This window comes from Kitasatospora sp. NPDC059327, assembly GCF_042752535.1.
Taxonomy (GTDB): Bacteria; Actinomycetota; Actinomycetes; order Streptomycetales; family Streptomycetaceae; genus Kitasatospora.
On sequence record NZ_JBHYYB010000083.1, the window covers coordinates 1 to 12,882 of the forward strand.

6 protein-coding genes and 1 pseudogene are annotated in these 12,882 nt (G+C 76.9%); 4 read left to right on the forward strand and 3 right to left on the reverse strand.

Annotated elements, in window-relative coordinates:
- Positions 1-500, reverse strand: a pseudogene (locus ACFXHB_RS34295) (hypothetical protein); the annotation flags it as partial.
- Between the two features lie 279 nt (positions 501-779).
- On the opposite strand from ACFXHB_RS34295, the gene ACFXHB_RS34300 reads away from it, so the two are divergent.
- Genes ACFXHB_RS34300 through ACFXHB_RS34310 form a run of 3 tightly spaced genes read left to right on the forward strand, consistent with a single transcriptional unit; the run spans position 780 to position 7,693 of the window.
- Positions 780-1,406, forward strand: coding sequence for a sigma-70 family RNA polymerase sigma factor (locus ACFXHB_RS34300; RefSeq protein WP_380579083.1), 627 nt, complete (start codon positions 780-782; stop codon positions 1,404-1,406).
- A complete protein-coding gene (locus tag ACFXHB_RS34305) occupies positions 1,403-3,073 on the forward strand; it encodes a hypothetical protein (protein WP_380579085.1) in 1,671 nt (556 codons plus the stop codon). Before ACFXHB_RS34300 ends, ACFXHB_RS34305 begins: the two co-directional genes overlap by 4 nt.
- 57 nt (positions 3,074-3,130) lie before the next feature.
- On the forward strand, positions 3,131-7,693 hold the full coding sequence (locus tag ACFXHB_RS34310) for an FtsK/SpoIIIE domain-containing protein (RefSeq protein ID WP_380579087.1): 4,563 nt from the start codon (positions 3,131-3,133) through the stop codon (positions 7,691-7,693).
- 74 nt (positions 7,694-7,767) lie between these two features.
- On the opposite strand, the gene ACFXHB_RS34315 is transcribed toward ACFXHB_RS34310, so the two are convergent.
- Both ACFXHB_RS34315 and ACFXHB_RS34320 read right to left on the reverse strand, forming a co-directional pair.
- A complete protein-coding gene (locus ACFXHB_RS34315) occupies positions 7,768-8,070 on the reverse strand; it encodes a WXG100 family type VII secretion target (RefSeq protein ID WP_380579089.1) in 303 nt (100 codons plus the stop codon).
- 80 nt (positions 8,071-8,150) lie between these two features.
- Positions 8,151-8,930, reverse strand: a complete 780-nt coding sequence (locus tag ACFXHB_RS34320; protein ID WP_380579091.1) for a hypothetical protein — start codon at positions 8,928-8,930, stop codon at positions 8,151-8,153.
- A 281-nt stretch (positions 8,931-9,211) separates the two neighbouring features.
- Between ACFXHB_RS34320 and ACFXHB_RS34325 the strand changes: the two genes are divergently transcribed.
- On the forward strand, positions 9,212-12,882 hold a 3,671-nt coding region (locus ACFXHB_RS34325), incomplete at its 3' end, for a putative T7SS-secreted protein (RefSeq protein ID WP_380579093.1).

Here is a 12,882-nt window from a genome sequence, read left to right on the forward strand (position 1 = left end):
GGCTGGGCCGGTGCAGTGGGCTTGGCGGCGGGCGGCGGCGCCGTGGCCACCGTGGTCCGGTACACCGTCGGTGCGGGCGCGGCCGGGGCCGGTGGTGCGGCCCCCGGCTCGGGCGCCGCCCGGACGGTGACGGTCGCGGCCGGTTCGGTGGCCGGCTCCGCCGGCGGGGGAGTGGTGGGCGTGAGGTCGGCCGGGGCCGGGGTGGTGGCCGCCGGGGCGGCCGGGTCCGGGCCGGAGGGGGCGAGCGGGGCGGCCTCGGCGGCCGGCGCGTGGCCGGCCTGTGCGGGCGCGCGGTGCGGAGTGTGACCCGGCAGCTGCGCCGTGCCGAACGCGACCGCGCCCACCAGCGCGGCGGTCGCGGCGGTCGCGCCCCAGACCCGTGCGCCCGGCATCAGCCCCCGGGGCGGTGCGGGGGTGCGGCGCGCGAAGGTGTCGGCGAAACGGTCGGCGGACTGCGGCTGCGGCTGCGGCTGCGTCGACGGCGGGTCGGACGGGGACACCGGGGCCTCCAGAGGGTGTGCGACGGCGGACGGAAGGCTCCACGGGCAACACCACAGCGATGTGAACATCTCCCGCCCAGGAGATGACGCTTGATCAACTGAGCGGACAACGCGTGCGGTTGGGCACAATTGCGTGAACTTCTGTTCACTCCGTGATGGGTCGGCGGCCGATCGGCGGCACTAACCTGACCACCGGTCGGGGCTGTGCGTCACGCACATGACAGGGGGTGCTCCGCCGCTGCCGCTCGCCGTGCGACCAGGGAAGAGAAGAGCAGTGTCATGGAGTACAGCGCCTCGACGGTCCACCGGCGACCCGACGGCGGGTCCGAACCCCTGTCCGCCGACCGGCCGCCCGCCGACCGCCGGCCGGTGCCGCCGGCCCCCCTCGGCGACGACCGCCGGGCCGAACTGCTGCTGGCCGAACGCGAGAGCCTCCACCGGTTCGTCACGAGCCTGATCCGCCAGGACCCGCACCACGCGGAGGACATCGTCCAGGAGTCCCTGCTGCGCGCGTGGCAGGCGGCCGACACCCTCGACTGGCACGACCGGCCGATCCGGCTCTGGCTGTTCCGGGTCGCGCGCCGCTTGGTCATCGACGACTGGCGCAAGGACCGCGCCGTCCCGGTCGGCATCGCGGCCGAGGGTTTCCCCGCCGCCGCCCCGGTCGCGGACCCGACGGCCCAGGTGCTGGACCGTCAGGTGCTGGTCGAGTCGCTCCGCTCCCTCGACCGGATCCACCAGGAGGCCGTCGTGCACGTCCACCTCTTCGGCCAGGCCGGTGTCGACGCGGCCCGCGCCCTGGGGATACCCGGCGGCACGCTGAAATCCCGTACGCACTACGGGGTGCAGGCGCTGCGCCGACACCTCACGGACCGGGGCGTTCGCGCCCGGGGAGTCGCCTCGTGACCACTGTGACCACTCTGCCCGCCGAGTCCGTGGCGAACGTCGCGAACGCCGCGGCCGCCGGGCGGGTCGCCTCCCTCGCTCTCACGGTGCCCCGGGGCGTGCCCGGGCTGATCGGCCTGGGCGGCCTGCTCCTCCTGGTCGCCGTTCTCGCCCACCTCGCCGTCCGGCGCGGCGGCGGGTGGCGGGCGGCCCGGCGCCGGCTGCGCCGGGAGGCCGCCGCGACGGCCGCCGCGTTCGCCGCACCCGTCCGGGCGCAGCTGCGCTTCTGTCGCGGCCTGCGGCTGATCCTCCGGCTGCTGGGCGACCGGGCGGGCTGGGCCGACGCGGAGCGGGCGGTGCTGGGCGCCGGGCTGGTGCCGGGCGTCCGGCCGTACGGGGCGCTGCTCGGCCCGGCCCTGGTCGGGGTGCTGGTGGCCTGCGGGCCCGGCACCCCGCCGGGCCCGCCGGAGCCCTGGGTGGTGGACGACGCCGACCCGCGGCTCTGGTGGATCACCCGGGAGGAGGTGGCCGCGACCCCGGTCGGGGGCGGGCGGCCCGCACCCCTGCTGGCCCTGCTGGGCACCGACGGGCGGCATGCCGTCCTGCTCGACCTGGCCGATGGGCCGGCGGTCACGGAGTTCGGCGGCGAGCGCGGCCTGGCCCGGGCCGTGCTGCAGGCCGTGGCGGCCCAGCTGGACACCCGGTTGCCGGTCGGCGCGGTCACCGTCGCGGACGGTGTCCACCCGCACCACCCGGGCCCCGAGGCGGCCGCCGCCCTGCTGGCGGCCGAGCGGGCGGCGGCCGGCGGGCACCCGGCCTTCGCGGTCTGCGCCACGGTCGTGGACGAGGAGCGGCCGGCGGTCGGGGTCCGGGTCCTGACGCTCGGCGGGTCCCGGGGGAGCGCGAGGCTGCTGACCGCCGACCGGGACGGGCTGCGGATCCGGGGCGGCGGGCTGCGGGTCGACGCGGTGGCGCTGCCCAGGGCGACCGCCCGGATCCTGCGCGGCCTGCCGCCCCACCCCGCGTTCGACGCCGCACCGGCGGACGACACCGACCTGGTCGAGCCGGACCTGACCGGGCCCACCCCGCCGACCCCGCCCGGCGAGCCCGGGCCCGGAGAACCCACGACCGGCACGACCGTGACCGGCACGACCGTGACCGCGCCGACCGGACCCGCACCGTTCCCGGTCGGGCCGAAGTCCGGGCCGACCGCACCGGCACCCGGACCCGTCGTCCCCGGGCACCCGGCGCCCGCCGCCGCGCCCACGCCGCCACCCGCCTCCGTCGACCCGCTGCGCCCGAAGCCCCCGGTGGCCGTGGACCCGGCGGCCGTGGCCCCGGAGCCGGTCCCGTTCCGGGTCGGTCCGGTGCCCCCCGCCCCGGACCGGGGCGATCCGGTGCCGGCCGGGCGGCAGCGCTTCGCCCGGCGCTCGCCCGGGACGGACGAGGCCGCCTCGGCGGCCGCCACCCCGACCCCGGACTGGCCGGGCGCCGCCGACCCGGTGGTCCCGGGCGTCCGGAGCCGGCTCGGCCGGCTGAGCCCGGTGGCCGGCCCGGACGAAGGGGCCTTCGGCCCGGTCCGGGCACCGGCGGCCGGGCGCCCGGGCGCGCCGCCGGAGGAGGACGACCTGGCCGAGCCGGACCGGGCCGGGTACGGACCCGGCGTCTCCGCCGCCGTCGCGGACTGACCGAACCCCGCCCCACCCCCGCCCCGCCGCCGAGCCCGACCCCCTGGAGAACACCCGGTGAAGCTCACCGTCACCCTCGTCGACGGCGCCGACCGCCGCCGCGACCACGTGCTGGACCTGGCGCCGTACGCGACCGTCGGCGAGATGGCCGCCGCGGTGGACCGTGACCCGCCCGGCACGCCCGACCCCCGCCAGGAGGCCGGCCGGGCCGGCGGGGTGGAGGCGTTCCTGGCGGGGGAGGGCACGGCCCCGCCCCGCGGGCTCCACCTGGGCGCCCGCCCGCTGGACCCGGAGACCCTGGTCGCGGAGTCCGGGGTGGTCGAGGGCGCCGTCCTCGGGCTCGGTGCCCCCGCCGAGGCCCCGGACCGGATCAGGATCCCCCCGGTGGACGGGCCGTCCGACGGCCCGGCGCACCTGGAACTCCACCTGGTCTCCGGCCCCGGCGCCGGGCGGACCTGGCGGCTGGGGCCGGGCAGCCACGAGATCGGCTCGGACCGGGCCTGCGCGGTTCGGCTGCGCGGCGCCGACGTGCCGGCCGGCGGCCTCTGGCTGACCGTCGGCCAGGACGGCTCCGCCTCCTGGCACCGGACCGGCGGCGCCCCGGGCGAGATCCGCGGCTGTGTCCCGGGCCCGCCGCCGCCCCCCGGCGGCGAACCGGTCGCCGCCGACCCCGCCCCGCCCGGCGGGGTCACCGTCTGGCCGCTCGGCGGTGACCTCGCCGTCGGCGCGGCGCTGCTGCGCCTCGTCGAGCCGGTCGAGCCGGACGCCGCCGTGGTGCCCTCCGCGGACGGGGTCGGCGTCGACTACAACCGCCCGCCGCGGATCGCCCCGCACCTGGACGCCGAGCGGCTCCGGTTGCCGCTGCCCCCCACGGCGCCCGCGCGGCGCCCGTTCCCGCTGCTGCTGATGCTGGCGCCGGTGGTGCTCGGCATGGTGATGGTCGCGGTCTTCCACTCGTACTTCTACCTGGTGTTCATCCTGTTCAGCCCGCTGATGGCGCTCTCCAACTGGATCGTCGGCCGGCGGAGCAACCGCAAGCAGCACGAGCAGGCGGAGGCCCGCTACCGGGCCCGCCGCCGGGCGCTGGAGCGGGAGATCCGCACGGCGGCCGACCGTGAACGGGAGGTCCGCGGCATCGCCGGTCCGGACCCGGCGACGGTGGGGCTCACCGCCGTCGGCCCGGGCAGCCGGCTCTGGGAGCGACGCCGCCGTGACCCCGACCACCTGGTACTGCGGCTCGGCACGGTGGACCAGCCGTCGGTGAAGGAGCTGGACGACCCGGCCCGGGACGAGAACCACCGGGCGGTGCGCTGGAACATCCCCGACGTCCCGATCGGCGTCGAGGTGGCCGAGCACGGCGTGGTCGGCGTGGCGGGCGCGGAGGAGCCCGTCCAGGCGCTCGCGCGCTGGCTGGTGGCCCAGTCCGCCGTCCTGCACAGTCCGCGCGACCTGCGCGTCGTGGTCCTCTCCGACCGGTCCCGCGCGGACGGCTGGGCGTGGGTGCGCTGGCTGCCGCACCTGCGCCCGGCGGCCCGGGGCGGCCCGCTGGTGAGCGTCGGCAACGACCCGGAGTCCACCGCGAACCGGATCTCCGAACTGGTCGCCCAGATCCAGGCCCGGCAGCGGGTGCTCGGCTCGTCCATGGGCAAGGCGATGTTCAACGAGCCGGACGTGCTGGTGATCGCCGACGGCGCCCGGCAGCTGCGCGAGGTGCCCGGGATGGTGCAGGTGCTCACCGACGGCCCCCGGGTGCGGGTGTTCAGCATCTGCCTGGACACCCAGGAGCGGCTGCTGCCCGAGGAGTGCAGCACCGTGGTGCTGGCCGCCGGCCACCGGCTGACGGTCCGCCGCACCGGGGCGCCCGACCTCACCGACGTTCGCGCGGACCTGGTCGACGCCGACTGGTGCGAGCAGGTCGCCCGGGCACTGGCGCCGGTGCGGGACGTCAGCCCCGAGCACGACGCCGGGCTGCCGCAGCAGGTCAGGCTGCTGGACCTGCTGCGGCTCGAACCGCCGGACCCGGCGCAGCTGCTGGCCCGCTGGCGCCGCCGGCCCGCGTCCACCGCCTTCCTGCTCGGGACCGGCTACGACGGGCCGCTCACCCTGGACCTGGTCCGCGACGGCCCGCACGCGCTGGTCGCCGGCACCACCGGCTCCGGCAAGTCCGAGCTGCTGCAGTCCTTCGTCGCCTCGCTGGCCGCCGCCAACCGGCCGGACGAACTGACCTTCGTCCTGGTAGACTACAAGGGTGGTTCGGCCTTCCGCGAGTGCGCCGAACTCCCGCACACCCTCGGCATGGTGACCGACCTCGACGCCCACCTGGTGGAGCGCGCGCTGGCCTCGCTCGGCGCCGAACTGCGCCGCCGGGAGCGGCTGCTGGCCGACGTCGCGGCCAAGGACCACCCGGAGTACCGCTCCAAGCGGCTCGCCGATCCCGCGCTGCCGCCGCTGCCCCGACTGCTGCTGGTGATCGACGAGTTCGCCACCCTGGTCCGTGAGGTGCCGGACTTCGTGCCCGGTCTGATCGGGATCGCCCAGCGCGGCCGTTCGCTCGGCATCCACCTGGTGCTCGCCACCCAGCGTCCCTCCGGCGCCGTCACCAGCGACATCCGGGCCAACACCAATCTGCGGATCGCCCTGCGGGTCACCGACACGACCGAGAGCCAGGACATCATCGACACCTCCGAGGCGGTGCACATCCCGGCCTCCGCCCCCGGGCGGGCCCTGGTGCGCCTCGGGCACCGCTCCACCGTGCCGTTCCAGGGCGCCTGGGCGGGCGCCGCCCGGCCCGGGGCGGACGGTCGGGGGCCCGCCGGGCCGCCGCGTCGCGCGGGCGGCGCGGTGCGCGCCGTCGAGCTGTCCTGGACCGGGCTCGGCCGGCCGGTGGCGCTGCCGGCGGCCGACCTCGACCCGGGCGCCCCCGCCGCCCCGGCCCCCACCGACCTGCAGGCCCTGGTGGCCGCCCTGCGCGAGGCGGCGACCGGGCTGGACGACTTCGTGCCGCAGCCCAGCCCGTGGCTGCCCGCGCTCGCGGAGGAGGTCCGGCTCGACGAGCTGGCCGGGCTGCTGCCCGAGCCGGCGGGCGACGGCATCCCGCCGATCCCCTACGCCCTGGAGGACGTGCCGCAGCTCCAGCAGCGCCGCGTCGCCACCGCCGACCTGGCCACCTTCGGGCACCTCTACGTGATCGGCGCGCCCCGCTCCGGCCGGACGCAGGTGCTGCGCACGCTGGCCGGTTCGGCGGCCCGCGCCGCCTCCTCGGCGGACGTGCATCTCTACGGCATCGACGCCGCCGGCGGCGGCCTGGCCGCGCTCACCGCGCTGCCGCACTGCGGCGCGGTCGTCTCGCGGCACGACCTGGAGCGGCTGGAGCGCCTGCTGCACCGGCTCACCGTCGAACTGACGAAGCGTCAGGAGCTGTGCAGCGAGAAGAACGCGGCCGGTCTGAACGAGCTGCGCGCCGTCCTGCCCCGGGCGGAGCGGCCCGCGCACATCCTGCTGCTGATCGACGGCTGGGACGCGTTGTCCGGACTGCTCGACGAGCACGACAACGGGCGGCTCGCGGACGTCGTCACCCGACTGCTGCGCGAGGGCGCGGCGGCCGGCATCCACGTGGTCGCCAGCTCGGAGCGCTCGCTGCTCGGCGGCCGGCTGGCCGCGCACAACGACCACAAGCTGCTGCTGCGCCAGGGCGACCGCAACGACTACCAGCTGGTCGGCCTCTCGCCGGGCAAGGTGCCCGCCGCGGTGCCGGCCGGGCGCGGCTGGCACGCGCTCAGCGGCACCGAGACCCAGGTCGCGCTGCTCGCCCCCGGCGCCGGCGGTCAGGAACAGGCCCGGGCGCTGGCCACCATCGGCGCCGAGACCACCCGTCGGGACGCCAAGGTGCCCGCCGCCCGCCGGCCGTTCCCGGTCGCCGCGCTGCCCAGGTCGGTCGACTTCGCCGAGGCCTACGAGACGGTCGGGGCCGAGCTGCGCCGCCCGATGTGGGGCCTGCTCGGGCTGGGCGGCGACGACGCGGGCCCGGTCGGGGTGGACTTCGCCGGCGCCTCGGCGGCGTTCGCGGTGCTCGGCCCGCCCGGATCGGGCCGCAGCACCGTCCTCGCCTCGCTGGCGGTCTCCCTGCTGGCCGGCGGCACCTCGCTGGTGGTGCTGACCCCGCGGCACTCGCCGCTGCGGGCGCTGGCCCGGCACGCCCGGGCCCGGGTGCTCACCGAACCGGACCCCGCGCAGCAGGACGTCCAGGCCGCGCTCGACGAACTCGGCGGCCCCCGGGTGGTGGTGGTCGACGACGCCGACCTGCTGGCGATGCCGGCCTGCGACCGGATCCTCAAGGACGTCGCCGCGTTCGGCCGCGACTGCGGCCTCGGCCTGCTCTACGCCGGGCCGGCCGACGCCCTCCAGGTGGCCATGGGCAGTTGGGTGACGGCCGCCAAGCGGGCCCGCCGGGGGCTGCTGCTGGCCCCCAAGAGCCTCCAGGAGGGGGACATGATCGGCGTCCGGCTGCCGGTGCACCTGGTCCGCACCACCCCGTCCGCCGGGCGGGGCTGGACCACCGGCCGGGCCGGCGAGGCGATGGCGGTCCAGGTGCCGCTCACCGTGCTGCGCGCCGAGGACTGAGCACCGAGGACTGAGCACCGCCGAACGGGCGGCGGGGGCCGGGACGGGTGTCCCGGCCCCCGCGCGGCGCCGGGTCAGCTGCTCTCGCGCAGGCTGCTCGCCATGTCCTGGTCCATCTGGTGCATCTGGTCCTTGATCTGCCGGAACTGCTTGGCGAAGCCCTTGATGCCGTCCATGGCGGCCAGCAGGCTGGTGTTGAACTTGTCGTAGGCCTCCTGCATCGCGGGGCTGGACTGCTGGAACACCATGCCGTCGCCGAGCAGGTTGTTCACGTCGTTCTTCAGGTCGTTGAGCATCGGCACGATGTTGTCGCTGGCCGAGTCCAGCCGGGCCGAGGTGGCTTCGATCTTCTCGAAGTCCAGGGAGATGTTGGGCATGGTGCGTCCTTTCGACGGGGGTGGGCGACCGGTGGCCGGTGGCCGGGTCGGTACTGCGTCGGGGGGTCGTGGTCCGGGGCCTACTCGGTGCTGCTGCCGCCGCCGGTCTGCTGCCACTCCTGGCCCGGCCCGCCGCGGTGGTACTCGGTCTTCACGCCGTCGTTGTCGGTGACGGTCATGTCGCCGCTGCCGTCCTCCTTCAGGTGCGTCTCGGCGTGGTTCTTGGTGCCGTCCGCGTACACGGTGTCGGTGGTGAAGGAGCGGCCGTGGTCGGTGTAGCTGGTGGTGGAGGTGTAGGACTGGCCGTCGTGGGTGACGGTCGTCTCCTCCTTGATCACGTTGTTGTCGGCGTCCAGTGTCAGATGGGTGTGCACCGAGCCGTTGGCGGTGTCGATGGTCTGGTCGACGGGCGGGGCGCCCGGGTCGGTGGCGCCGCAGAACTCCGGCACCTTGCCGTCCGGGCCGGGCCGGCACTCGTCGGCGTGGGCGTTGCGGTAGTCCCAGGCGGCCTTGTCGTTGCGCCAGGCGTCCAGGCCCATGTTGGCGCCCATCACGCCCAGCCCGTCGGCGATCTGCGCGTCCACGTCGAAGTACCCGTCGGCGACCGCGCCGAAGACGTCGCCCAGCTGCTTGAGGTGGTCCACCGCCCGGTTCATCGGGTCCTTGGACAGCCGGTAGAGGCTGCGGAAGCCGTTGGTGACGTTCGGGTCCCCGAACACGGCCTGGGCGTCGCCGAGCTTCCCCGAGCCGTACTGGGAGAAGAGGCTGTCGTGCAGCGTCGGCGAGATCCGGTCGGCGAGGTTGTGGAGGTCCTTGCGGGCCTCGTGAAGCACCCCGTAGTCCATCGAGAAGTCGGGCAAGAGATCCCCCGGTCGGGTCGGCACACCATGCTGCTCCGCCCCGACCACGTCCGAGCCCCCGCCCCGGTTCACCCCCGGGCGCCGCCCCGGTTCACGCCCGGGTGCCGCCCCGGTTCACGCCCGGGTGCCGGCCGGGCCGTGACGGTCCGCCGGCGACCCGGGAGCGACCCGCCCGTCGACGGCGGTGAACCGACGGGGCCGTTCGGCCGTGGTCCGCCGGGAGCGTTCCGCGCGCGGCGGGCAGCGCCCCGCCGCGAGGCCGCGCACGGAGAGGACCCGGGATGGCTCAGCGTCCGACCGACTGGACCGCGATCGGCCTGAGCGGCGACCCCACGCCGGGGGACCCGGACCGGATGGACGAGGTGCAGCGCTCGCTGGCCGACCTCGGCCGGGTAGCCCGGGAGATCGACGACGCGCTGGACGCGGTGCTCAACAAGACCGGTGACGGCGCGTTCGTCGGGCAGACCGCCGACGCGCTCCGCGACAAGATCAGCGGCCCGCTGCGCGGCTTCGTCCAGTCGGTGGCCGACGCCTTCGAGAACTCGGCCCGGGCGCTGACCACCTACGCGGGCGTGGTGCGCGACCAGCAGTGGCGCGCGGACAACGCGCTCTCCCAGGGGCGCGGCCTGGCCAAGGACGACTCCCGGCTGACCGAGCTGGCGACCACCGCCCGGCAGGCGGGCACGGCGCAGGACGAGGCCGGCCGGACGGCCGGCACCGCGCTCAGCAGCGCGGCCCGGGGGATCAAGCAGCCGGTCTCCGACTGCGATCTGTTCTGGGAGGCGTTCCAGTGGCTGGCGATCGCGCTGATCCTGCCGGCCCTGGTCTTCGGCGGTCCGATCGCGCTGATCGCCATCGGGGTCAACCTCGCGATCTTCGTCAAGACGGCCGTCGACTTCGCCCAGGGCAAGGCCAGCGCGCTGGACCTCTTCCTCTCCGGGCTCGGCATGATCGCCCCGACCACCAAGGGCCTCCCGCTGCTCAAACTCATCAGCGCCGGAGCCAAGTTCACCTGGAACGGGGTCAAGGGCGTCGGCCAGGCGGTGGGCAACTTCTTCCGCGGCGTGTTCACCGGCGGAGGGCTGCACGGGTTCCGGTTCCTGCCCGGCCTGCGGGACCTCGCCAGGCTCACCGGCAGCTGGATCAAGTCCGGCGGTCTCTGGGTGAAGGGAGCGATCACCACCTTCCCGGCCTGGGCCGGCGTGACCTTCCGGGCCGGCGGCCTCGCCGTCATCCAGGGCGTCAAGAGCCTGCCCGCCCTGGTCCGCGGCCTGCCCGCCGGCCTCGGCCGGGTCGGCACCGCCTCCTGGAACTTCGCCCGGGCCGAGCTCGGCGGCACCAAGTGGCTGCGCTTGCTGCTGCCGGTCGACGCGGCCGAGATCGGCCGGTTCGGACTGCGCGGGGCCCTGCGGATCGGCTTCTTCGAGCGCGGCGTGCTCGGGAAGTTCCGGTTCGGGGCGCCGCTGCTGGGCACCGCCGGGCGCACGGCCGCGGCGATCCCCGTCCCGCCGCCGCTGCACCAGGTGGACGCCCTGGTCGACCTGCCGCGCGCCGACCTCGCGAAGGTCCGGCTGGGCGACTGGGCCGGACCGCGTGGCCTGGACCTCCCGCACCTGGAGCCCGGGGGCCTCGGGCTCTCCTTCTCCCGCCCGGCCACCTTCGGCCTGCACCCCGGCCTCACCGACCAGCTCTCGCTGGCCCCGCACGCGGTGCGTCAGCTGGACGCCCTGCTCGACATGCCGGTGCGCGAGCTGCACTCCGTCCGGATGGGCGACTGGGGCAACCTCACCGTCACCCCGGGCGGCCTTCACCTGGACGCGGGCCTCGGCGTCAGCGCCCACCCGGGCGGCCTCGGGACGGTGGCGGGCGCGCACGCGGGTACGCCGGGCGGCCTGCACCTGCCCGGCACGCTCGGCACCGTGCAGCCGGCGGCCGTCCACCTCGCCGACACCACGACGGCCACCGGCACCGGTGCCGTTCACCTGCCGTCGCTGCAGACCCAGGCGATCGGCCTGCACCAGCCGGCCACCGGGACAGGCACCATCGGCACCGGCGCGCTGCACACCGCCACCCCGCAGGTGCCCGCGGTGCACACCGCCGACCTGCTGGCCCCGGGCACCCAGCTGCACCCGGCGCCGGTGCTCCAGCACGGTGGCGGTCTCACCCCCGGTGTCACTCCCGGGCTCACTTCCGGCGCCGCCGTCCCCGGCCTCGGCGCGATCGGCACCCCGGGCGCGCAGCTGCACGGCGCGCTGGACCTGCTCGCCACCGGCTCCCCGCTCAACCGCGCGGACGCCCCGGTCTTCGGCACCGGCGGCCACCTCGGCGAGCACAGCCGGGACGCCCTGACGGCCCACCAGGTCAATCTGCACCTGTCCGAGTTCAGCCCGCCCCGGGTGGCGGTCGGCCCGCCGGCCGTGCTGCCCGTCGTGCACACCGTCACCCCGCCCGCCGCGGGGGCCTTCGGCCGGGTGGACGACGCCCTCGGTCTGCTCGACCCCGGCGGCCTGTCGCGCGTCCAGCCGCCGACGGCCCTGGTCCAGACCCCGGGCGTCCACGCGCCGACCACGCCCACCCAGGCCCTGCCCACGCCCGCCACGCACACCCCCGCCCCGCACACCCCGGCTCCGGTGGGCCCGGCCGCCGTGCACAGCCCCACCGGCACCGGCCTGCCGCACGGCATCGGCCCGGAGCGGCCGACCGGCGCCCAGCTCGACCGGCTCTGGCGCGAGCAGAGCGACCGGGTCGTCGCCCTGTTCGGCCCGGCCGACGACCCCGGCCGGGCCGCCCGCCTCGACGCCTGGGGCGATCTCACCCTCGCCCGCCACGAGTTCGGCCGGGCCGAACGCCTGCTGGGCGACCTGAACGCCCGCCCCGGCTCCGGCTCCCGCCCCAGCCCGGTGGTGATCCACGCCCAGGCCTCGGTGGACGCCGCCGCCCGGCGCCTGGACGACAGCCTCGACCGGCTCGCCGCGCTCGGCGTCGACCCGGCCCGGATGGACCAGGATCTCGCCCGCCTCACCGCCGACAGCCTGCGCGAGCGCCCCCGGCTGCTCGGCGGTGCCGAGACCGGCGGCGGCGTCCCGCCGACGCACGCGCAGCCGCAGCCCGCGCCCCCGCACGTCCAGGCCCAACCGCACGTCCAGCCCAACCAGCTGGTCCCGCAGCCGCAGCCCGCGCCGCCGCCGGTCGTGCTCACCCTGACCGACGGCGGCCCGGCGGGCCCCAACGGCTGGCGGATCGAGACCACCACCACCCCCGGTGGACCGGTCCACCGGGTGCTGGACGCCCACGGCACCGCGGACCCGCTGCTGCACCCGACCGCCCGGCCCGGCGGGGGCTTCGACGTCCGGAACACCCACCTCGGCGGCGTCCAGAGCTACGACGGGACCGGCCGGCTGGTGGCCGAGGACATGCCGCTCACCGGCCCGGACGGCGCGCCGGTCGGCCACCACGTGCACACCGACTTCGACGGCCAGGGACACCCGACCCACCAGGTGCGGGACGTCAACGGTGTCGTGGCGCTGCACGCCGACCCCCGTCCGGGCGGCGGCTTCGACCTGCGCGACCCGGCGACCGGCGGGCACCGCGGCTACGACCACGCCGGACAGTTCGTCGAGGAGGGCCGTCCGCTGCTGGTCGCCGGCGGGGCGCCGCTGGGGCCGGTGCTGCTCCTCGGCCACGACAACGGGGTGATCACCCGCTCGCTGGGCGCGGCCGGCGGCCACGACCTGACGGTGCTGAACGGCGGGGCCGGCCTGCGGGTCACCCATCCGGTCACCGGCCGCTCGGTCCGCTTCGACGCCGACGGCGGCTTCCGGGGCGAGAGCCTGGCGCTGGGTGACGGGGCCGGTCTGCGGGGTGCGCGTTTCGTGACGCCGCAGGGGGGTGGGCATGTGCTGACGGATCTGGCGGGTGCGCGGTTGCCGCAGCCGGTGACGACGTTGCCGGA